The sequence below is a fragment of the Actinoplanes sp. NPDC049316 genome (assembly GCF_040677315.1).
GTDB lineage: Bacteria > Actinomycetota > Actinomycetes > Mycobacteriales > Micromonosporaceae > Actinoplanes.
In genome coordinates this window covers 16,107-35,989 of the sequence record NZ_JBFAQM010000042.1, presented here as the reverse complement: position 1 = coordinate 35,989, position 19,883 = coordinate 16,107, and the positions used below count along the sequence as shown (strand labels likewise).

Annotated in this window: 17 protein-coding genes; 4 read left to right on the top strand and 13 right to left on the bottom strand. The window is 72.6% G+C overall.

Annotated elements, in window-relative coordinates:
* Positions 1–17: 17 nt before the first annotated feature.
* Together AB0K03_RS37940 and AB0K03_RS37935 are read right to left on the bottom strand one after the other, a co-directional pair.
* Positions 18–1,238: a hypothetical protein gene (locus AB0K03_RS37940; protein WP_364695902.1), complete on the bottom strand. Its 1,221-nt coding sequence runs from the start codon at positions 1,236–1,238 to the stop codon at positions 18–20.
* Positions 1,235–4,138, bottom strand: coding sequence for an AAA family ATPase (locus AB0K03_RS37935; RefSeq protein ID WP_364695899.1), 2,904 nt, complete (start codon positions 4,136–4,138; stop codon positions 1,235–1,237). The genes AB0K03_RS37940 and AB0K03_RS37935 overlap by 4 nt, the downstream gene beginning before the upstream one ends.
* 243 nt (positions 4,139–4,381) lie before the next feature.
* Here AB0K03_RS37935 and AB0K03_RS37930 point away from each other — a divergent pair, with 243 nt between their 5' ends.
* Entirely contained in the window at positions 4,382–5,017 is a 636-nt protein-coding gene (locus AB0K03_RS37930; protein WP_364695896.1) for a hypothetical protein, read from the top strand.
* A gap of 8 nt (positions 5,018–5,025) precedes the next feature.
* On the opposite strand, the gene AB0K03_RS37925 is transcribed toward AB0K03_RS37930, so the two are convergent.
* From AB0K03_RS37925 to AB0K03_RS37905, 5 genes are all read right to left on the bottom strand, one after another.
* Positions 5,026–5,982: a cyclase family protein gene (locus tag AB0K03_RS37925; protein WP_364695894.1), complete on the bottom strand. Its 957-nt coding sequence runs from the start codon at positions 5,980–5,982 to the stop codon at positions 5,026–5,028.
* A gap of 163 nt (positions 5,983–6,145) precedes the next feature.
* Positions 6,146–8,077 carry an ABC transporter ATP-binding protein gene (locus tag AB0K03_RS37920; RefSeq protein WP_364695992.1) on the bottom strand — a complete coding sequence of 644 codons (1,932 nt, stop codon included), beginning with the start codon at positions 8,075–8,077 and terminating at the stop codon, positions 6,146–6,148.
* Between the two features lie 102 nt (positions 8,078–8,179).
* On the bottom strand, positions 8,180–8,959 hold the full coding sequence (locus tag AB0K03_RS37915; RefSeq protein WP_364695891.1) for an enoyl-CoA hydratase/isomerase family protein: 780 nt from the start codon (positions 8,957–8,959) through the stop codon (positions 8,180–8,182).
* Positions 8,956–9,183, bottom strand: coding sequence for a helix-turn-helix domain-containing protein (locus AB0K03_RS37910; protein ID WP_015620263.1), 228 nt, complete (start codon positions 9,181–9,183; stop codon positions 8,956–8,958). The genes AB0K03_RS37915 and AB0K03_RS37910 overlap by 4 nt, the downstream gene beginning before the upstream one ends.
* A 665-nt stretch (positions 9,184–9,848) precedes the next feature.
* Entirely contained in the window at positions 9,849–11,453 is a 1,605-nt protein-coding gene (locus tag AB0K03_RS37905; protein WP_364695888.1) for an ABC-F family ATP-binding cassette domain-containing protein, read from the bottom strand.
* A 217-nt stretch (positions 11,454–11,670) separates the two neighbouring features.
* Between AB0K03_RS37905 and AB0K03_RS37900 the strand changes: the two genes are divergently transcribed.
* On the top strand, positions 11,671–12,585 hold the full coding sequence (locus AB0K03_RS37900) for a neutral zinc metallopeptidase (protein ID WP_364695885.1): 915 nt from the start codon (positions 11,671–11,673) through the stop codon (positions 12,583–12,585).
* Between the two features lie 784 nt (positions 12,586–13,369).
* Positions 13,370–13,960 (top strand): LysE family transporter, encoded by a 591-nt coding sequence (locus AB0K03_RS37895; RefSeq protein WP_364695883.1) that lies wholly within the window; start codon positions 13,370–13,372, stop codon positions 13,958–13,960.
* A gap of 196 nt (positions 13,961–14,156) precedes the next feature.
* Here AB0K03_RS37895 and AB0K03_RS37890 read toward each other — a convergent pair whose 3' ends face one another.
* Both AB0K03_RS37890 and AB0K03_RS37885 read right to left on the bottom strand, forming a co-directional pair.
* Complete coding sequence (locus tag AB0K03_RS37890; protein WP_364695880.1) at positions 14,157–14,846, bottom strand: histidine phosphatase family protein; 690 nt, start codon at positions 14,844–14,846, stop codon at positions 14,157–14,159.
* Positions 14,847–14,922: 76 nt separating this feature from the next.
* Positions 14,923–15,570, bottom strand: coding sequence for an acVLRF1 family peptidyl-tRNA hydrolase (locus AB0K03_RS37885; protein WP_364695877.1), 648 nt, complete (start codon positions 15,568–15,570; stop codon positions 14,923–14,925).
* Between the two features lie 111 nt (positions 15,571–15,681).
* Between AB0K03_RS37885 and AB0K03_RS37880 the strand changes: the two genes are divergently transcribed.
* Entirely contained in the window at positions 15,682–16,365 is a 684-nt protein-coding gene (locus AB0K03_RS37880; protein WP_364695874.1) for a DNA alkylation repair protein, read from the top strand.
* Between the two features lie 416 nt (positions 16,366–16,781).
* Here the strand turns inward: AB0K03_RS37880 and AB0K03_RS37875 are convergent, their stop codons facing one another.
* From AB0K03_RS37875 to AB0K03_RS37860, 4 genes are all read right to left on the bottom strand, one after another.
* The gene (locus tag AB0K03_RS37875) at positions 16,782–17,534 is read right to left on the bottom strand and encodes a maleylpyruvate isomerase family mycothiol-dependent enzyme (protein ID WP_364695871.1); all 753 of its coding nucleotides are present in this window, start codon (positions 17,532–17,534) and stop codon (positions 16,782–16,784) included.
* 105 nt (positions 17,535–17,639) lie between these two features.
* Entirely contained in the window at positions 17,640–18,110 is a 471-nt protein-coding gene (locus tag AB0K03_RS37870; protein WP_364695869.1) for a metal-sulfur cluster assembly factor, read from the bottom strand.
* 85 nt (positions 18,111–18,195) lie between these two features.
* Positions 18,196–18,645, bottom strand: a complete 450-nt coding sequence (gene sufU, locus AB0K03_RS37865; protein ID WP_364695989.1) for a Fe-S cluster assembly sulfur transfer protein SufU — start codon at positions 18,643–18,645, stop codon at positions 18,196–18,198.
* Positions 18,642–19,871 (bottom strand): cysteine desulfurase, encoded by a 1,230-nt coding sequence (locus tag AB0K03_RS37860; RefSeq protein ID WP_364695866.1) that lies wholly within the window; start codon positions 19,869–19,871, stop codon positions 18,642–18,644. Before AB0K03_RS37860 ends, sufU begins: the two co-directional genes overlap by 4 nt.
* Positions 19,872–19,883 lie beyond the last annotated feature (12 nt).

Below are 19,883 nucleotides of genomic sequence, written 5' to 3'. Positions count from 1 at the left end.
CGTCGCCGCGTACGGTTTCAGTGGTCCGACAGCAGGGTGCCCGGCTGCATGGCCGGCTGCGTGACCGTCGTGGCCCAGCCCACCGCCCACAGCCGTCCGCCGTCCGGGGCGGCGGCGATCCCGCTCAGCGCCGAAGCGAGGTGGTCGTCGCCCGTCGGGCCGGCGGCGTCGGTGTCCGGCTGCAGGCCCGCCCCGCTCCAGTGTTCGATGTTCACGGTCTCCTCGGTGAAGGGAACCCGGTACCCGGCGAGCACGACGTCGTCGGGCGCGACGACGGCCACGTCGCTGAACTGGGTGGCCGACGGTTGCGTCGAGCGCAGCTCCTGCCAGCCCGCCGGCGTACGGCGCAGCGCCACCGCCCGCGGCCGCTCCGCCGGTCCGGTGCGTCCGGCCGCCCAGATCTCGCCCGGGCCACCCGCCGCCACCCCGAGCAGCGTGGTCCCGTCCGGGCTCGGCGCGGGACCGGCGACCCGGCTCCACGAAACGCCGTCCCAGTGCAGGACCAGGGCCTCGTCGACAGCCGGGGCGCTCGTGTCCCGGACCTGCCCGACGGCCCAGGCGTCGCCGGGCCCGACGGCCGTGACGGCGGTCAAGCCGCTGCTCAGCGTGCCGGGGCTCGGGCTGGGTACGCGCGTCCACCCGGCGCCGTCCCAGTGCGCGATCATCGTCCTCACGGGTTGACCCGGGATGGACGGCGCGGTCCGGCCGACCGCCCATCCGTCCGTGGCGGACTCGAGGTCGATGCCCTGCCAGGAGCCCGGGACAGCGGGCTCCGGCCCCGGCATCGCCTCGCCCGGTCCTCCGGCCGCCGGGTAGCGCTCGATGCGCGGCACGGTGACGCCGGCCGACCGCTCCGAGCCGACGGCGATGGCGTCGCCACCCGGCACGACGTCCACATCGGAGAGTTGCAGCTCGGTTCCCGCCGGAGCAGGGGTCGGCACGGCCTGCCAGCTCGTCCCGTTCCAGTGCTCGGCCAGGCCGGCGGTCGCCCCGGTGTCGGGATGGGTCGTCCACCCCACCGCCCACCCGTCGGCCGCCGACCGGACAGCCACCGCGTGCAGCAGCCCGGTTCCCTTCACCGGAGGCACCGCGACGAACCGCCACTGCCGGGCACCGCCGGTCAGGGCCTGCGCCGACGCCGCCCCGGGAAGAGCAGGCACGACCGCGGCCACCAGGACGGTGACGAGGAGGGCCGGCGTCATCCGCCCGCGGTGGATCCGGTCTCGGACATCGATCATCGGGTGCTCCCTCGGGGTGGAAGGGTTCTCGCGTGGTCGGCCAGCGCCGTACGGTCGGCGAGGCCGGTCTTGGCCAGCAGCCGCGTCACATGGGTCTCCACCGTGCGCGCGGACACGAACAGCCGATCGCCGATCTGCTGATTGGTCAGCCGGTCGACCAGCAGGGCCAGGACCTCGTACTCGCGGACGGTGACACCGGCCTGCCGGAGCGAGGCGGGGATCCGGTCCACGCCCCGGCGTCGCTGCGGCGCGCGTTCCCCCGCCCGGCGCAGCAACGCGCGGCAGGCATCGGCCACACTCGGCACTCCTGCCGAATGGAAGTACTGCTCGGCGAGCCGAAGCCACGGCGCGGGCCGCCCCCAGCCGTCCGCCACGGCCGCCTCCGCCGCCAGCCGCAGCCCGAGATGCCGGCCGAGCGGGTAGCGGGCGGCGATCTCGTCGAAGTCGCCCATCAGCCGGGCCGCCAGGTCGCGGTCGCCCTCGCGGCCGGCCAGCACAGCCCCTGCGACGTACATGAAGAGCCGGTTCCAGCCGGCCTGGCCGCGCGCCGACAGGGCCAGCAAGTCGTACTGCGCCCATCCGGCCTCCCCGGCGAGGACGGTCAGGAGCAGGTGCAGGCCGTGATTGAGCGACAGGTACTCCGGGGGACGATGCGACTCCAGCGCGACGGCTTCGGCGATCTCCGCGCCGGCGCGGTCGCGGTCCTCCTCCAGCAACGAGCACACGGCCAGGCCGAATCCGGTGAGCGCCGGCGTGAAGTCGCACAGCCGGCCACCCGACCGGTCGTACGCCGCCAGCAACTCCGTGACCTCGTCCCGCCGGCCCCGGTGCGCCGCCACGCAGACGCGCAGCCCCAGCGCGATGAGGCGGAGCTCGTCGAGACCGAGCCGGTGGGCGGCCTGCTCACACCGTACGGCGCCACGGGCGGCTGCTTCGTACTCGCCGCGGCACGTCTGCAGGACGGCCAGCTCCGCGTCACCGTCCAGGGCGGTGATCACGGCCCCGGCGTCCGACGCGGCGTCGCGGGCCTCGATGAGTCCGCCCGGGTCGGCGCGGCGGATCGCGGCGTGGGCGCCGAGATGGAACAGGAAGCGGATGCGCCAGAGGGTCAGGCCGTACTGCTCGGCCAGGGCCAGACCACGGGTGAACAGCGCGTCGGCCCGGTCGAGATCGTGCACGCGGGCGCAGGCGCCCAGCACGGCCAGCGCCTCGCAGGCCAGATCCGGCAGCGCGCCGGCGCCGGCCACCCGCAGCGCCCGGTCCGCGAGGTGCTCCGCCCGGTGCAGCCGGTACGCGTCGTCGTCCGCGACGGCGAGCTGGGCGGCCACCACATCGGTTCCGGCCGCCAGCGCCGAGGTGGCGTCCCTGCCGGTCAGGCTGTGCACCTTGGCGAGCTCGCGCCGGCCGGCGTCCCACCGCCCGGCCGCGACCGCGGCGCGGGCCACCCGCAGGTGGACGGCCGCGCGCTGCGCCGCGGTGGCATGCCGGTCCACCTGCACGGAAAGCTGCGCGACACGCGACACGTCCCCGGCGGCGACGAGCATCTCCAGCAGGGCCTCGACGATCCCCGCGATGCCGGGACGGTCGGTGGGACCGCCGGCTGCCAGCCGCAGGCTGCGCTCCAGCAGCTCCACGGCGGTACGCACCGCGCCCTGATCGGCCGCGCGCCGGCCGGCCCGGTGGAACAGCGCCGCCGCCCGGGACGGGTCGCCGGCGTCCTCCCACAACCGTCCCGCGAGGACGCACCATTCCTGCGGCAGCCCCGTGCAGGTCCGCTCGATGGCCTCCGCCGCCGCGCGGGACGCCGCCGTCAGGTCCTCCGGGAGGGCCGCGGCGCGCAACGCATCGGCGACCAGCGCGTGCCGGAACTGGTATCGGCCGGTACGCCCGTCCACGACCAGCAGATCGGCGTCGACCACCGCCTGCAGGGCCGTCCGCAGACCGGCCGCGTCGAGACCCGCCGCGGCACCGAGCACCGGGCCCGGACACGCTTGGCCGCAGACGGCGGCCGTCATCAGCATGCGCTGCGCGGCCGGGCTCAACCGCCGGGCACGCGCCACGACCCCGGCCCGCACCCCCGCCGGTACGGGTGACGCCGCACCGTCCGAGACGCGCCACCCGCTGTCTCCCCGGACGAGCACCGCGTCCGCGACCATGGCGGTGAGCAACTCCTCGACGAAGAACGGGACGCCGCCGCTCAACCGGAGCACCCGCTCGAACGCCTCCGGAGGCACGCCGGCCGGGGCGACACCCAGGCAGCCGGCGCTCATCTCCCGGATCGACGGCGGGTCCAGGGCGGACAGGCCCAGCACGACCGCGCTGTGCCGCTGTTCGGCGGCGTACGCCAGGTCGGCGGCACCGGGCCCGGGCCGCATCGTCCCCAGCAGCAGGACGGGCTGGTCGCCGATGTTGTCGGCGAGATAGTCGACGATCATGAGGGTGTCGGTGTCGGCGTCGTGGAGGTCTTCCAGGACCAGCAGGCACCCGCTGTCGCCGGCGACGCTGATGAGCAGCCGCAGGACCGCCTCGGCGAGCAGGACCGGGTGGCCGTCGATGTCCGGTGACCGCGGCAGCCCCCACTCCCCGACCAGCCTCGACAGCGCGAACCGGTACGGCGCCAGCTCCGCGGCGTCCGGCCCCGTCCCGCGCCGTACGGCACCGAGGAGCGCCTCGGTGAGCGGCCGGAACTGCACCGACGGCACGGCTCTTCCCCGCAGGACCACCATGCCGAGGTCGTTCGCCTGGCGCTGCGCGGCGAGAGCGAGGCGGGTCTTGCCCATTCCGGCGGATCCGGTCAGGAACACCGTCCCGCCCGTTCCTCGCCGCGCCGCCGGCACGAGGCGGCCCAGAACGTCCATCTCGGAGGCCCGCCCGACCACGGTCGGGCACAGAAGTCGCATCGGTCTCTCCCGGGCAGGGCGCGGAGCTGACGAGGTCCAAACGCTACGGAGAGGGCCCGGCCGGGCACGTCAGGTACGCAACAGCCGGAGCGACGCATATCCGACCGCCGCCCGCGTCGGCGCTGCGTGCGGCCCACCCCCGAGAGGCGGGGAAAAAGTACGGGCCGCGCCCGGATGCGCACCCCCGCCCGCCACGGGCACGGTGGCTGAGCCCATCCGGGGGTGTGGCCGAAGGAGGATCAGATGGGACAGTCGGCAGGAACGTTCACCGCGGCGGCTTTCCAGGAGGCCGTGGGGCGGATCGTCGCTCTCGTGGCCCAGGAATACGGCATTCCCCTCGGCGCCGGAGAAGCGAAGACCGCCACATGTACGCATGAAGGCGTGAGCTGGCGGGTCACCCTCGGAGAACGCAGCGCGGTGGTCCGGGAGAGCGTCGGGATGCTGCACCTCGCTGTGCTCCTGGCGAACCCCGGCGTCGAGGTCCGCGCGGTCGAGCTGGTCGCGGGCGTGGCGGGCCTCGACGGCGCGGGCCGGGATCCGGTCGCCCAGCCGATCCTCGACCGCACCGCGGTGCAGCGCTACCGGCAGCGCCTCACCGAGCTCACCAGGGAGATCGAGGACGCCGAGGCGGGCGGTCACCGGGCACGGGCGGCGCGAGCCCGCCGGGAGCGGGAGTGGCTCGTCACCCAGCTCGGCGCGGGCACCGGCCTCGGCGGCCGGGCCCGGCACTTCCCGGACGGCGCGGAGAACGCACGCATCGCGGTCGGCAAGGCCATCCGGCGGGCGATCGCGCGGGTCGCCCAGGCGGACCGGCTCGTCGGCGATCACCTGCGCCGCACGGTACGCACCGGCGTGCGATGCGTCTACATCGTGCAGTGAACACGCGGTCAGAATGTGGCGATCGGGTTGACCGGGCTGCCGGACGTACCGGCGAACCGGACCGGCGCGACGGCGAGCTGGAAGTCCCACTGACCCAGCTCGGCAGCCGTCGTCGCGCACCCCTCCAGATCGCAGTTGTCGAGCAGCCACAACCCCATCGCGACAAGGCCCACGGCATGAACCGGCATCAACACGTCGTCGTATCCCGACGGCTGAACGTCCTGAGGGGTGTCGGCGCCGATCAACGCGACGCCCCGCTCGTGCAGCCACGGCAGGCAGGACGCATGCCAGCCGGCCTGCGTGAAACCGCTCCCCGCACCGCCCTCACGCCGGACGCGGCCATGACCCGTACGCAGCAGCACGGCATCGCCGGATCGCACCCGCACACCCTGTCGACGCTCGGCCTCCTCGAGATCGTCGGGGAACACCGCCTCCCCCGGCTCCAGCCACGGCACCTCGCGGACCCCCGCGACGTCCAGCAGGACCCCACGCGTGACGATCCCGTGCGCCGCCGCCGTGACGGCCCCCCACGCCGATCCCGTCGCGGCGTCGACCAGCGTGTGCGACCGCCCGTTGTACATCGCGCCGTCCCAGAAGATGTGGCACGGCGAGTCGACGTGCGTGACGGTGTTCCCGTGGAACGAGAGCCCGAGCCGCTCGGACGAGAAGCCCCACCGCCGGTCGGCGTGAAAAGCGGCCACCGGCATGTTCTCGGCGCCCGGCATGTCGGCGGCACAAGGGCAGATCGTCGTCGACCGCTCCATCTCGTCCGGTACGGCAACCTCCCACGCACAGGACACGCTCCTGCCGTGCCGCACGGCCCGCGCCGCCGCCAGCCGCACGTCGTCGGTGATGTGGTTCAACGTGCCGAGCTCGTCGTCGTCGCCCCACCGCCCCCAGTTCGACAGCGTGCGGAAATACCCGAGCACGTCGTCCTGCGTGGGCATCGGTCGCCCTGCGGTCATCCCAGCATCGACTCCTCCGGTCACGCGGTCCGGCCCACCGCGGGCAGGGTATCCCGCCCCGGCAGCCCGACCCTCCATCGCTCCGGGCGGCCCCACCGGGGACCGCCGCCTCCGGCAGCGACACCTTTCACCGCTGCGGGTGGCCCGACGGGGACCGCCGCGGTCAGGGCTCGACAGGGGTCGGGACCGGCACGATCACCGGCTCCGGGTCCGACGGCACCAGCGGCGCGCTGTCGGCGAACTGGGTCCGGTACAGCTCCGCGTACAGCCCGCCCGCCGCGACCAGGTCCAGGTGGCGGCCGCGCTCGACGATGCGGCCCTCGTCGAGGACCAGGATCTGGTCGGCCTCGCGGACCGTCGACAGGCGGTGGGCGATCACCAGCGCCGTACGGCCCTCCAGCGCCGCGGTCAGCGCCCGCTGCACGGCCGCCTCGGACTCGCTGTCGAGGTGGGCGGTCGCCTCGTCGAGGATGACGATCGACGGGTGCTTGAGCAGAAGCCGCGCGATGGCGATGCGCTGCTTCTCGCCACCGGAGAACCGGTAGCCGCGCTCCCCCACCACGGTCTCCAGGCCGTCGGGCAGCGACCGTACGAGATCAGCGACCTGAGCCCCGCGCAGCGCCTCCCACATCTCCTCCTCGGTGGCGCCGGGCCGCGCGTAGCGCAGATTCTCGGCGATGGTCTCGTGGAACAGGTGCGAGTCCTGGGTGACGACGCCGATGGTGTCGCGCAGGGAGTCCAGCGTCGCGTCGCGCACGTCGACACCGCCGACGAGCACCGCCCCCTCGGTCACGTCGTACACGCGGGAGACCAGCATGGACGTCGTCGACTTGCCGGCGCCGGACGGCCCGACGAGCGCGACCATCTGGCCCGGCTCGACGGTGAAGTCGACGCCGCGCAGCACGGGAGCGTTCTCCGTGCGGTCCAGCGCCGCCACGTCCTCCAGCGTCGCCAGCGACACCTCGTCGGCGCTGGGGTAGCGGAAGTGCACGTCGCGGAACTCGAGGCGACCCGCACCGGCCGGGATGGCAACCGCGTCGGGCTTCTCCTCGATGCCGGGCCGCAGGTCGAGCACCTCGAACACCCGGTCGAAAGAGACCAGTGCGCTCATCACGTCGACGCGGACGTTGCTCAGCGCGGTGAGCGGGCCGTACAGCCGGGTGAGCAGCAGCGCCAGGGTCACCACGGTGCCGGCGGTGACGCTGCCCGTGACGGCGAGCCAGCCGCCCAGCCCGTACGTCAATGCCTGGGCGAGCGACGCGACCAGCAGCATCGCGACGAAGAAGGTGCGCGAGAACATGGCCTGCTGCACGCCGATGTCGCGGACCCGCTGCGCGCGCTCGCCGAAGCGGGCGGCCTCGGCTTCCGGCCGGCCGAAGAGCTTGACCAGGAGCGCGCCGGACACGTTGAACCGCTCGGTCATCGTCGCGTTCATCTTGGCGTCGAGGTTGTACGACTCACGCGTGATCTCGGCGAGCCGCTTGCCCACCCGGCGAGCCGGGATCACGAAGATCGGCAGCAGGATCAGCGACAGGACGGTGATCTGCCAGGAGAGGCTGAACATCACGGCGGCGGTCAGCACGAGCTGGATCACGTTGCTGACGACCCCGGACAGCGTGGAGGTGAACGCCCGCTGGGCGCCGGTGACGTCGTTGTTGAGGCGGCTGACGAGCGCGCCGGTCTGCGTACGCGTGAAGAACTGCAGCGGCATCCGCTGGACGTGGTCGTACACCCGGGTGCGCAGGTCGAGGATGATGCCCTCGCCGATGCGGGCCGAATACCACCGCTGGGCGAGGGACAGGAAGGCGTCGGCCACGGCGAGCCCGGCGATGGTCAGGGCCAGCTTGACGACCGTCGACGCGGCCTCGGACCCGCCGGTGGTGATCGCGTTGACGACGTGGCCGGCGAGCACCGGGGTGGCGACGCCGATGCCCGCGGCGAACACCACGGTGACGAGGAACACCGCGATGTCCCGCCGGTACGGCCGGGCGAACCGCAGGATGCGCCGGGTCGTGCCGCGGCTGAGTCGGTGCTGGGTGACGCGCTCGGAATTCTGGATCGAGCGCAGCATGGTCCAGCTGGAGCCGCCGGACATGGGTCCCATGCGTCACCTCCGGGCGTCGGTACGTTCGGCAGGCACAGTCTGCCCGCTGGGTACGACAACCTCGCAGGTAACCGGGATGTTCCGATCCGCTCCTTACTCCAGGCCGGCCATGTCGCGCAGGCGCCGGGTCTGGGCCTCCCGCTCGGCACGGTCTTGTTCCTCGTACGACCGCAGCTGCGCGCCCGCCAGCAGCCCCTTGATCTCCGCGACCGCGCCCGCGTCGGCCGCGAGCACCGCCGCGGCGAGATCGCTCACCGCCGCGTCCAGCTGATCCCGGGGCACCACCGCTGTCGCCAGGCCGATCCGCTCAGCCTCGTCGGCCGCCAGCCGACGGCCGGTGATGCAGATCTCCAGGGCCCGCGACGGCCCGACCAGCTCGGTGAGCCGTTTGGTGCCGCCAAGATCGGGTACGAGTCCGAGCGTCACCTCGGCCATCGAGAACCGGGCGTCGTCGGCGAGCACACGCATGTCGCAGTTGAGAGCGAGCTGAAAACCGGCTCCGATGGCGTGGCCCTGCACCGCCGCGATGGTGACCAGGGACGGGCGCCGCAACCATGTGAACGCTTCCTGGAACCCGGCAATCCGTTCCGCGCACTCGGATGGTGACAACCGCGCGAGGACGGGCAGCGAAGAATCGCCGTCTCCGCGCGCGACCGACAAGTCGAGTCCGGCGGAAAAAGCACGCCCTTCACCGCGGACAATGACGACTCGCACGTCCCCCGGCATTTTCCGGGAAATGTCGCCGAGTTCCGACCACATGGCCGGCGTCTGCGCATTGAGCACATCGGGCCGGCACAACGTCACCGTTGCGACCGGCCCGTCCTGCGCGTAGCGGACGCCGGCCTCGGAACCGGAGCCTGCGCTGGTCGTCACGCCTTCTTGCGACGGCGGGCGCCGCCCCGCTGACGCAGCTGCACGCCGGACTCGGTGAGCACGCGGTGCACGAATCCGTACGACCGTCCGGTGGATGCGGCCAGCGCCCGAATGCTCTCTCCGGAGGTGTAGCGCTTCACCAGGTCCTTCGCGAGCGTCTGGCGCTCGCTACCCACGATTCGACGACCCTTCTCAGTGCTGGTGGCTGTGCCCGTGGCTGCCATGTTGAATCCTCACGTCCCAGACTGTGCGGTTCGATACGGTCCCACCTATTAGACCGCCTCCAACGATCATGCGCTAGGTATCTCGGCTTAGCCAGCGTGCCCATTTATCACTGTCAGGAACCCGACGATGACCACCGGCATCAATGTCAGACACTTGCCTGACGGACGACGCCGGCCACGCGCCACGCGCTGGTGAAACGTTTTGCCGGAGCCGCCGCGGCACTCCCGGACGGCGGATCGACCCCCCGATCAAGGGCCGATGAGCTGCGCAAACATCATCTAGCCTGGGACCGGACAACGATGTCACTGTGTGTCTACCCGCCGTTCACCCTGGGACGTGATCCACAGGGCCCGCGGGCGCGTGGGCAGGCATCGGAGGCAGCGGGAGAGGCCGGTGGGAGCACCGCTGAATCCTCAGATGTCGCACTGTCTGTGTGGGCACCAGTTGACAACCGACGATGCCCTTGATCCTCGATCTAGCCCACCGGGCCGGCACGCGGGTCGAACCCGGCCCGCAGCCCGCCGGTCACCGCCGCCCGCCGCCGGCCCCGCGGGTCACCCCCCGCCCGGCGGCCCCGCGGGTCACCCCCCGCCCGGCGGCCCCGCGAGTCACCGCCGCCCGGCCCGGCCCGGCGCCCGCCCGGAGCAGGACCACCCCCGGCGGATCAGGCCAGCTCGACCAGCTCCAGCAGGTCGTCGCTCCAGGCGTCCTCGTCCCCGTCCGGCAGCAGGATCGCCCGGTCCGGCTTGAGCGCCTGCACGGCCCCCGCATCGTGGGTGACCAGCACGATCGCGCCCGGGTAGTTGGCGATGGCGTCGAGCACCTGCTCGCGGCTCACCGGGTCGAGGTTGTTGGTCGGCTCGTCGAGCAGCAGCACGTTCGCGCCCGAGCAGACCAGCGTGGCCAGCGCCAGCCGGGTCTTCTCGCCACCGGAGAGCACCCCGGCCGGCTTCTCGACGTCGTCGCCGGAGAACAGGAACGCGCCCAGGATCTTCCGCAGCTCCGTGTCGGTCTGCTCTGCGGCGGCGCTGCGCATGTGCTCGAGGATCGTGCGGTCCACGTCCAGGGTCTCGTGCTCCTGGGCGTAGTAGCCGAGCCGCAGGCCGTGCCCCGGGCGCACCTCTCCGGTGTCGGGCGTCAGCAGACCGCCCAGAATGCGCAGCAGCGTGGTCTTGCCCGCGCCGTTGAGGCCGAGGATCGCCACCCGGGAGCCGCGGTCAACCGCCACGTCCACGTCGGTGAAGATCTCGAGGGAGCCGTACGACTTCGACAGCCCCGACGCGGTCAGCGGGGTCTTGCCGCAGGGCGCCGGGCTCGGGAACCGCACCTTCGCGACCTTGTCGGAGACGCGTACCTCTTCGAGGCCGCCGAGCAGCTTCTCCGCGCGGCGGGCCATGTTCTGCGCGGCGACGGTCTTCGTCGCCTTGGCCCGCATCTTGTCGGCCTGCGCCATCAGGGCGCCGGCCTTCTTCTCCGCGTTGGCGCGCTCGCGGCGGCGCCGGCGCTCGTCGGTCTCGCGCTGTTCGAGGTAGGTCTTCCAGCCCACGTTGTAGACGTCGGCGACGGCCCGGTTGGCGTCGAGGTACCAGACCTTGTTGACGGCCGCCTCGAGCAGCGACACGTCGTGGCTGATCACGACGAGGCCGCCCTTGTGCTGGGCCATGTACCCGCGCAGCCACGCGATCGAGTCGGCGTCGAGGTGGTTGGTCGGCTCGTCGAGGAGCAGGATGCCCTTGCCGTTCTGCCCGGAGTTGGCGAACAGGATGCGGGCCAGCTCGATCCGGCGGCGCTGACCGCCGGAGAGCGTGCCGATCGTCTGGGCGAGCGCCCGGTCGGGCAGCCCCAGGTTGGCGCAGATCCGGGCGGCCTCAGCCTCGGCCGCGTACCCGCCGAGGCTGGCGAACTGGTCCTCCAGCTGGCCGTACCGGCGGATGAGCTTCTCGTCGGAGCTCTCCTCGAGCTTGACCTCGAGCTTCTGCATCTCGGCGAGGATCGTGTCGAGCCCGCGGGCGGAGAGCACCCGGTCGCGCGCGGTGACGTTCAGGTCGCCCGTCCGGGGATCCTGGGGCAGATAGCCGACCTCACTCGTCCGGCTGACCTCACCCGCATACGGCTGGCCCTCGCCGGCCAGAACCTTGAGCGTCGTGGTCTTCCCCGCGCCGTTACGGCCGACCAGGCCGATCCGGTCGCCGGGCTGCACGCGCAGCGTGGTCGGGGACAGCAGGATCCGGGCGCCGGCGCGAAGTTCGAGTCCGGTGGCGGTGATCATGAAGAAGCTCGCTCTCGGGAAGAAGGCTGGCTCAGGGCACACGGAAGCGCCGGCCGGTGAGTGACGCGGTCGGCGCGGGGCAGGTCAGCCTTCGCAGAGCAGCACCGGGCAAGTGTACCGGGCGCCCCGGGCGGGTTCCCAACCCGATTAAGGCGCAAGATCATCGGGTACACGGGCGGCACGCCGAGCGCGCGGGCCTCGGGCCGGGAGGACGAGAATGGAACTCAACGAGAACGCCAGGATCGACACGAGCCAGATCGACGACCAGCGTTCCGCAGGTGGCGGCGGTGGCGGCATCGGAGGCCTCCCCATCGGCGGCGGCGGCCTGACCGGCATCATCGTGACCGTGCTGATCGCTTTGGTGGGCGGCTACTTCGGCATCAACAACCTCAGCGGCGGTGGCGGCGAACCGCAGGCCGGCGACAACACGAAGCTGCGGCAGGAATGCTCGCAGTCCGACGCGATCAAGCAACTGGACTGCCGCAACGCGCTGTTCGTCAACTCGATCCAGGACTACTGGGCCGACGCGTTCCCGCAGAACTTCGGCGACCCGTACAAACCGTCGAAGACGGTCTTCTTCTCCAACCGGGTCCGCACCGGCTGCGGCGCCGCGGACTCCGGCACCGGCCCGTTCTACTGCCCGGCCGACGACCGCGTCTACATCGACCTCACGTTCTACCGCCTGCTGGCCGACCAGCTCGGCGCCCCGGGCGAGTTCGCCCAGCCGTACGTGCTCGCGCACGAATACGGCCACCACATCCAGGACCTGGCGGGCACCGAAGCCGCGATGCGCCGCGAGCAGGAACGCAACCCGTCCGACGCGAACAAGCTGTCGGTCAAGCTGGAACTGCAGGCCGACTGCTACGCGGGCGTCTGGGCCAAGAACGCCACCGGCACCGACGCCGGCGGCGTGAAGCTGATCAAGAGCATCACCGACCAGGACATCCAGGAGGGCCTCGACACCGCCAGCAAGATCGGCGACGACACCCTCCAGCAGCGCAGCGGCGGCTCGGTCAACCCGGCCGAATTCACCCACGGCACGAGCGCGCAGCGCCAGCAATGGTTCCGCCAGGGCTACGAGAGCGGCTCGCCGAAGGACTGCGACACGTTCGCCGCCGGCGCGGTTTCCTAGATCACGATCAAAAGCCGTCTGTCGTATCTCGGTGGGTGGTGCTGACCGCAACTCCCGTCGAGGCCGGGGCCGGGGCCCAGCATGCGCCGGCCCTGGCCCCTTCATTCTGCGTGAGTGGAAAAACCCGTTGTCCACTGTCGCGGCCGGGCCCACCATGAGCGCGTGACTGCCGCGAAGCTGCCGAAGACCCCTGCCGCCGCCGCGCCCACCCGGGCCGCGCGACAGCAGCGTGTCCCCGGCGGCCGGGCGGTCCCCACACCCGCGTCATGAGCGCCCTCCCGGCCGGCCGGGTACGGCGTCGCCGTGCCGATGTCGTGAGCCCCTTCCCGCCCGGCGTGATCGCCGGTTCGGGCGTCGCGTCACTCGGGCCGACGCCGCTCGGGCCGACGCCGCTCGGGCCGACGCCGCTCGGGCCGACGCCGCTCGGGCCGAAGCCGCTCGGGCCGAACGCGCTCAAGCGGACCGCGGCACTCGAGCCAAACCGGATGCTCAGGCCAACCGCAGCGCTCAGCCCAGACCGGGCGCTGGGGCCAGACCGGGCGCTGGGGCCAGACCGGGCGCTCAAGTCAGAGCGGCCACTCGGGACAGACCGGGCGCTGGGGCCAGACCGGGCGCTCAAGTCAGAGCGGCCACTCGGGACAGACGAGGCGCTCGAACCCAACGCGGCACCCCGCCCCAACGCGGCCCTCCACCGCAACGCGGCCCTCCACCCCAACGCGGCGCTGGAACCCAACGCAGCCCTTCGCCCGAACGCGGGGCTCGGACCAAACGCGGCGCTCGGGTCATGAGCGCCTTCCTGGCCGGCGTGATCGCCGGTTATGGCGTCGCCGTGCCCGTCGGTGCGATCGCGGTGCTCATCGCGGGCCTCAGCGCCCGCGCCTCGCTGCGGGTCGGCGCCGCGGCCGGCCTGGGCGCGGCCACCGCCGACGGCATCTACGCCTCGGTCGCGGTCCTCGGCGGCGCCGCCCTCACCGGCGCGATCACCCCGATAGCCACCCCCCTCCGCTGGGCCGCAGCCGCCGTCCTTCTGCTGTTGGCGGCCCATACCACCTGGTCGGCGCTGACGAGACCGGCCACCACCCGCGAAACGGACCGCACCACACCGGCGGCGGCGTACCTCGGCATCCTCGGCCTCACCCTCCTCAACCCGGCCACGGTCGTGTACTTCGCCGCCCTGGTCCTGGGCCGCGGCGGACAGGGTGGTGGAGCCTGGTTCGTCGCGGGCGCGTTCCTGGCGTCGGCCAGCTGGCAACTGCTGATCGCGGGAAGCGGATCGCTGATCGGCCGCTTCCTGACGAGCGACCGCTCCAGACTGATCACGGCCCTGGTGTCCAGCGCGGTGATCGCGGCCCTGGCCGTCGCCCTGCTGGTGTGAGCCGGCCGCCTTGCTCCCGCGTCCCGCCCCGTACCCGTCCGGGCAGATCGGCCCGAGGCCGGCGCAGGTCGTCCGCCGGCCGAATCCAGGTCCGGCCTGGTCGCCCGTGGAATCGTTCCTCGGTTTATGGTGGTCGGCGCTTCACAGCGCCTCGCCCCGCCTGACGACGATCCGGTCCCCCTCCGGGACGGACCGGTCAGGCGGGGAGGTGGTCGACGGCGTTGTAGCGGTCGAGGACGAGCCGGCCGGAGGTGCCCTCGAAGCGGGTGATCGAGGCGTTCAGGACGCGGCCCTCGCGCTCGACCGCGGCCAGGGCGTCCCAGTCGAGGCCCTCGATCACGTATCGCATCATCAGCACGACCGCGTCGTGGGCCACCACCGCCACCCGCAGGCCGGCGTGGTCGCGGTTGAGGTCGGTGAGGAATGCGTCGAGGCGCTCCGCGATGTCGCCGAACGACTCGCCGTTCGGCGGCCGGTAGTGGTAAGCGCCGGCCTGCTCGGAACGGCCGTGCTCGTCCGGATAGCGTTCCGTGATCGCGGTCCGGGTCATCATCTCCAGGTCGCCCATGAGCCGGTCCACCAGCCGGTCGTCGGTGGCCGGTTCGGGCAGGCCCAGCCCGGAGACTTCCGCCGCGATCCGCCACGTCTGCCGCGCCCGCCTGTACGGCGATGTGACGACCACCTCGGGCACCCGGCCGGGGGAAAGAGCGGCGAGCCACCCGCCGACCGCCTCGGCCTGTTTGACGCCCAGGTCGGTCAGCTCGACGTCCGCGTCGCGCCCGGTGAGACCCGAGTCGGCTCGGCCTGCGGCGTCGGCCTCGGGGAAGGCCACATTCGAGGTGCTCTGCCCGTGCCGGATGAGGATCAGCTCCGCAACGATGTCCACGCCAGAACCCTATCCGCGGGTTCGGAGGGCTCCCCGACTTATCCACAGGAGCGGCGTCCGGGTGACGCGCCGCTGGTCAGCCCGCCGCGGGCGCCGGGTCCCGCACGAGGATGCGTACGGCCCGGGCCAGCGCGACCGCCTCGTCGAGCACGGCGCGACGCGGCTCGGGCACGTCGAGGAAACGCTCGTGGCGCAGCGGCGCCAGCACGGCCAGCCGAGGGGCCGCGAGGATCGCGTCCACCGCCGTACGGTCGCCACCGGTGACCAGGGCCGCCAGCGCCCGCACCTCCGGGAGGAGGAGGCGCTCGACGATGGCCGCGCCGTCCGCGGCGGCCGCCTTGGCCTGGTTGTCCCGCCGCCGCGCGAAGCGCTGCTGGGACCAACCACCCGCGGCGGTACGGCCCTGCACATAGTGAGTGTCCACCTTGGACGTCACCACCTCGGGGCCCTCGGCGACCCCTACCGCCACGGCTCCCTTGCGGGCGAGCAGCAACCCGAGACGGCGCGGCTGCTGCACGGCCTGCCGCAGGCCGGCCAGGTCCGTGACCGGCGGCGCGCCCGGAGGCGGGGACAACTCGGCCGTGGCCCCGTCCGTACCGGTCAGCGTCAGCCCTTCGGAGACGCAGCCGCCGTGCCGGGAGGCGAAGTTCTCCAGCCAACGCTCGAGCCGCTCCGGGGGCACGTCGACCCACCGTCCTCCCCCGGCTGCCGGTCGTGCGCTCATGACGCATCAGCGTACGGCGACCGGCCTCGACGCGCGGGCAACCACCCCGAGACCGAAGGGCGAGGCGTTCACGTCGGCATTTCGTCGTACGGCGATGGCATGATCCCGGGCATGAGCGGACCGCTGGCCGACGAGGTGATGGACCGGCTGGTCCCGCTGTACGAGGGCGCCCGCGATCCTGAACGGGCCGTGCAGGCCGCCGCGTACATGCGGAACCAATTCTCGTTCCTCGGCTTCCCGGCGCCCACCCAGCGTGCGCTCGCCCGAACCGTGGTGGCCGGGCTGCCGAAGCCGGGTGAGGACGACCTCCGGGCGGTGGCGCTGGCGTGCTGGGACCGGGACGAACGGGAGTACCAGTACTTCGCCTGCGACTGGCTGCGCGCCAACGTGCGCGTTCCCGGCCCCGGGTTTCTGGACACGGCCAGGACGCTGATCACGACGAAGTCCTGGTGGGACACCGTGGACCCGCTCGCCACCCGCTTCGTGGGCGGCCTGGTCCGGCGGCATCCGCAGCTCGGCGCGGAGATGGACGCTTGGGCGGAGGATGACAACCTCTGGCTCGTCCGTACGGCGTTGCTCCATCAGTTGCACTACGGCGGGGAGACGGACACCGAGCGGCTGTTCGGGTATTGCGCACGGCAGGCAGAGCATCCCGACTTCTTCGTCCGGAAGGCCATCGGCTGGGCGCTGCGTCACTACGCCCGCACCGATCCGGACGCGGTGCGCGAGTTCGTGTCGGGCAATCGCGGCATTTTGTCGCCCTTGTCCGTGCGGGAGGCCACCAAGCACCTGTGACGGTCCGGGATTCCCGCGACGAGCGCCTTCCGCCCATCGCGGCGACGGTGTGGACGACAAGCCGGCCCGCCGCAGCAACAGCCGGACGACAGGCCAGGTCGCGGCGACGGCCCGAACGGCGGGCTCGCTCAGGGCGACCGCGGCAGTGACCGCACGGGGACGGTGAAACCGCTCCGGACGATCACGCCGCGAGACCGCGCCCGGCCACCGCCGGACCGCGCCGGACCACCGCTCCCGCAGGATCGCGCCGGACCACCGCTCCTTGAGGATCGCGCCGGATTATCGGCCCTGCAGGATCGCGCCGGATTATCGGCGGCCGGGACCATCGTGTTGAGCATCTGGGCCCCGGCAAGGCCGGGCCGGAACCACTGCGGCGGCCTGGACGGCCGGCTTCGGGTCGTCGGAGCGAGGTTCGGTCAGGCGTTGTCGATCCACGACAGCAGCTCGTCGACCGCCGTACGGTCGCCCGCGATCGTCGCCGACTCCGGGCCGATCCGCTTGAACAGCACGAGCAGCAGGTCGCTGGCCGACGCCTGGACGGTGGCCACCGGGTCACCGCTGGGGGCGGGGTCGGCCGTGGCGCCCTGCGGGGTGAGGTCGAGGAGCCAGGTGGGGCCCTCCACCGCCGAGAAGGCGATCCGGGCGGGGCGGTTCGGCCACGGGCCGAGGCTGCCGAGGCTGACCTCGAGGAATTCCGGCACCGCGTCGACGGCGATGGCGGCCGGGAGGGGCTCGGGCCTGCCGGCGGCCTCCTGGGCGTCGTACGCGTGGACCGCCGCCTCCTGGACCTGGTGCCGCGCCACCGCCTTGACCGTCATCGGCGCGTCCGAGGCGCCCCACCAGGTCCAGCAGCCCTCGTCCGGGTCGGCGGCGCGGAGGGCGTCCAGCAGCATCCGGGCCGACTCCGCGGACCAGGTGAGCAGGTCGCCCTGGGGTGTCCGGTCGCCGATCGTCTCGGCGGACGGTGGGTCGTCGGACGGACCCGCCGCGACCGTCGCCGCCCAGAAGCGGTGCACCTCGCCAAGGTGGGCGACCAGGTCACGGACGGTCCAGTCGGGGCAGCCCGGCACCCGGGTTCCGAGGTCGGTCACGGCGACGGCCTCGCGGAAGGCGGTCGCCCGCTCGTCGATGAGCTCCAGCAGGTCGGCGTACGGCAGCGTCCGTGTCATGCCCGTTGTCTACCACCCGGCCCCGACAGGAACGGCCCGAAGTGGCCGGGCGGGACGCGAAAGCCGCCAGGTCCGGGACCCGGCGGCTTTCGGCACGTACGGTGATCAGACGTTGAAGCCCAGCGCCCGCAGCTGCTCGCGGCCGTCGTCGGTGATCTTGTCCGGGCCCCACGGCGGGAGCCAGACCCAGTTGATCCGGAAGTCCTTGACCAGGCCGCCGCCCGGGCCGGTGGTCAGGGCCTGGCGGGTCTGGTCCTCGATCACGTCGGTCAGCGGGCAGGCCGCCGAGGTGAGCGTCATGTCGAGGGTGGCCACGTTGTCGTCGTCGACGTGGGTGTCGTAGACGAGACCGAGGTCGACCACGTTGATGCCGAGCTCGGGGTCGACGACGTCCTTCATCGCCTCCTCGACGTCGGCGACGCTCGCCTTGGAGACAGCGCCACCGGTCGGGGCCGGGGCTGCGTCGGTCGCCGCCTCCGGCGCCGCGACGGCGGAGGATTCCGGCGACGTCGCGTCGTCGGGACCGGCCGTATCGGCCGCGTCCGAAGCGATCTCTTCGATGGTCCTGTCGGTCATGCTCGTCCCTCCTTGGGCATGCCCTCCCGGCCCTCACCGTCACGGCCGTCGGCCGCATACGGCGGACGCGGTTCGGTGCAGTCGGTCATGCCTTCACCTCCGGGCTGACGCCCACACCCGCGCGAGCCGCGGCGTCCTTGAATGCCATCCAGGGCAGCAGTGCGCACTTCACCCGTGCCGGGTACTTGGCCACGCCCGCGAACGCGATGCCGTCGCCGAGCACGTCCTCGTCCGGTTCGACCTGGCCGCGGCCCTGCATGAGCTCGAGGAAGGCCTCGTGGATGCGGAAGGCCTCCGGGGCCGGACGGCCCTTGAGGAGCTCGTGCAGCACCGACGCCGACGCCTGGCTGATGGAGCAGCCGATCCCGTCGTACGAGATGTCGGAGAGGTCCGAGGTCACCCGGACGGTGATCTCGTCGCCGCAGGTCGGGTTGACGTGGTGGGCCTCGCCCTGGAACGGGTCGCGCAGGCCACGGCCGTGCGGGTGCTTGTAGTGGTCCAGGATGATGTCCTGGTAGAGCTGGTCGATCATCAGGCGAAGACCCTCCGCACGTGCTCCAGGCCGCGCGCCAGCGCGTCGATCTCGTCGGTGGTCGTGTAGAGGTAGAACGAGGCGCGGGTCATCGCCGGCACCCCGAAGCGGGTGCAGACCGGGCGCGCGCAGTGGTGTCCCACGCGTACCTCAACACCGAGGTCGTCGAGGATCTGCCCGACGTCGTGCGGGTGCACCCCCTCGACCTCGAACGACACCGTGCCGCCGCGGCCTTCCGGCGTGGCGGGGCCGAAGATGCGCACGCCGGGCACGTCCGCGAGGGCCTTCAACGCGTACGCGGTGAGCTCCTGCTCGTGCCGGTGGACGTTCTCCATGCCCAGCGCGGTCAGGTAGTCGACCGCGGCGCCGAGCCCGATCGCCTCGGTGATCGGCGGGGTGCCGCCCTCGAAGCGCGCGGGCGGCGGGGCGAACGTGGTGCCACCCATCGTGACCGTCTCGATGGTCGAGCCGCCCGCCAGGAACGGCGGCATCGTCTCGAGGACGGACATGCGGCCCCACAGGACGCCGATGCCGGTCGGGCCGAGCATCTTGTGGCCGGTGAACGCGATGAAGTCCGCGCCGAGCGCCGCGACGTCGACCGGCAGGTGCGGCACCGACTGGGAGCAGTCGAGCAGCACCAGCGCGCCGACCTCGTGGGCCCGGGCGACGATCCGCGACGGGTCGTTGATCGTGCCGAGGATGTTGGACATGTGCACGATCGACACGAGCTTGGTGCGCTCGTTGACCAGCTCGGCGAGCGACGACTCGTCGAGGCGGCCCTCGTCGGTCACGCCGAACCAGCGCAGCGTCGCCCCGGTGCGCTGACACAGCAGCTGCCAGGGCACCAGGTTGGAGTGGTGCTCCATCTCGGAGACGACGATCTCGTCGCCGGGGCCCAGCGAGAGGAACTCGCCGGCCGTCCACGCCACGAGGTTGATGGCCTCGGTGGAGTTCTTCGTGAACACCACCTCGTCCGGCGTGGCCGCCCCGATGAAGGCGGCGACCTTCGCGCGGGCGGCCTCGTACGCGGTCGTGGACTCGGTGCCCAGGGTGTGCACCGAGCGCGACACGTTGCCGTTGTGCCGTTCCTGGTGGTCACGCATGGCGTCGATCACCTGGCGCGGCTTCTGCGAGGTGTTGGCGCTGTCCAGGTAGACCAGCGGGTGCCCGTTGATCTCCCGGCCCAGGATCGGGAAGTCGGCTCGAACCCGGGCCACGTCGAAGGTCATCTCGGTCTCCAA

Coding starts and splice junctions, on each gene's coding strand:
- AB0K03_RS37940 (WP_364695902.1), bottom strand. CDS start 1,238: ATGATCGATGTCCGAGACCGGATCCACCGCGGGCGGATGACGCCGGCC.
- AB0K03_RS37935 (WP_364695899.1), bottom strand. CDS start 4,138: ATGCGACTTCTGTGCCCGACCGTGGTCGGGCGGGCCTCCGAGATGGAC.
- AB0K03_RS37930 (WP_364695896.1), top strand. CDS start 4,382: ATGGGACAGTCGGCAGGAACGTTCACCGCGGCGGCTTTCCAGGAGGCC.
- AB0K03_RS37925 (WP_364695894.1), bottom strand. CDS start 5,982: ATGACCGCAGGGCGACCGATGCCCACGCAGGACGACGTGCTCGGGTAT.
- AB0K03_RS37920 (WP_364695992.1), bottom strand. CDS start 8,077: ATGTCCGGCGGCTCCAGCTGGACCATGCTGCGCTCGATCCAGAATTCC.
- AB0K03_RS37910 (WP_015620263.1), bottom strand. CDS start 9,183: ATGGCAGCCACGGGCACAGCCACCAGCACTGAGAAGGGTCGTCGAATC.
- AB0K03_RS37905 (WP_364695888.1), bottom strand. CDS start 11,453: ATGATCACCGCCACCGGACTCGAACTTCGCGCCGGCGCCCGGATCCTG.
- AB0K03_RS37900 (WP_364695885.1), top strand. CDS start 11,671: ATGGAACTCAACGAGAACGCCAGGATCGACACGAGCCAGATCGACGAC.
- AB0K03_RS37895 (WP_364695883.1), top strand. CDS start 13,370: ATGAGCGCCTTCCTGGCCGGCGTGATCGCCGGTTATGGCGTCGCCGTG.
- AB0K03_RS37885 (WP_364695877.1), bottom strand. CDS start 15,570: ATGAGCGCACGACCGGCAGCCGGGGGAGGACGGTGGGTCGACGTGCCC.
- AB0K03_RS37880 (WP_364695874.1), top strand. CDS start 15,682: ATGAGCGGACCGCTGGCCGACGAGGTGATGGACCGGCTGGTCCCGCTG.
- AB0K03_RS37875 (WP_364695871.1), bottom strand. CDS start 17,534: ATGACACGGACGCTGCCGTACGCCGACCTGCTGGAGCTCATCGACGAG.
- AB0K03_RS37870 (WP_364695869.1), bottom strand. CDS start 18,110: ATGACCGACAGGACCATCGAAGAGATCGCTTCGGACGCGGCCGATACG.
- AB0K03_RS37860 (WP_364695866.1), bottom strand. CDS start 19,871: ATGACCTTCGACGTGGCCCGGGTTCGAGCCGACTTCCCGATCCTGGGC.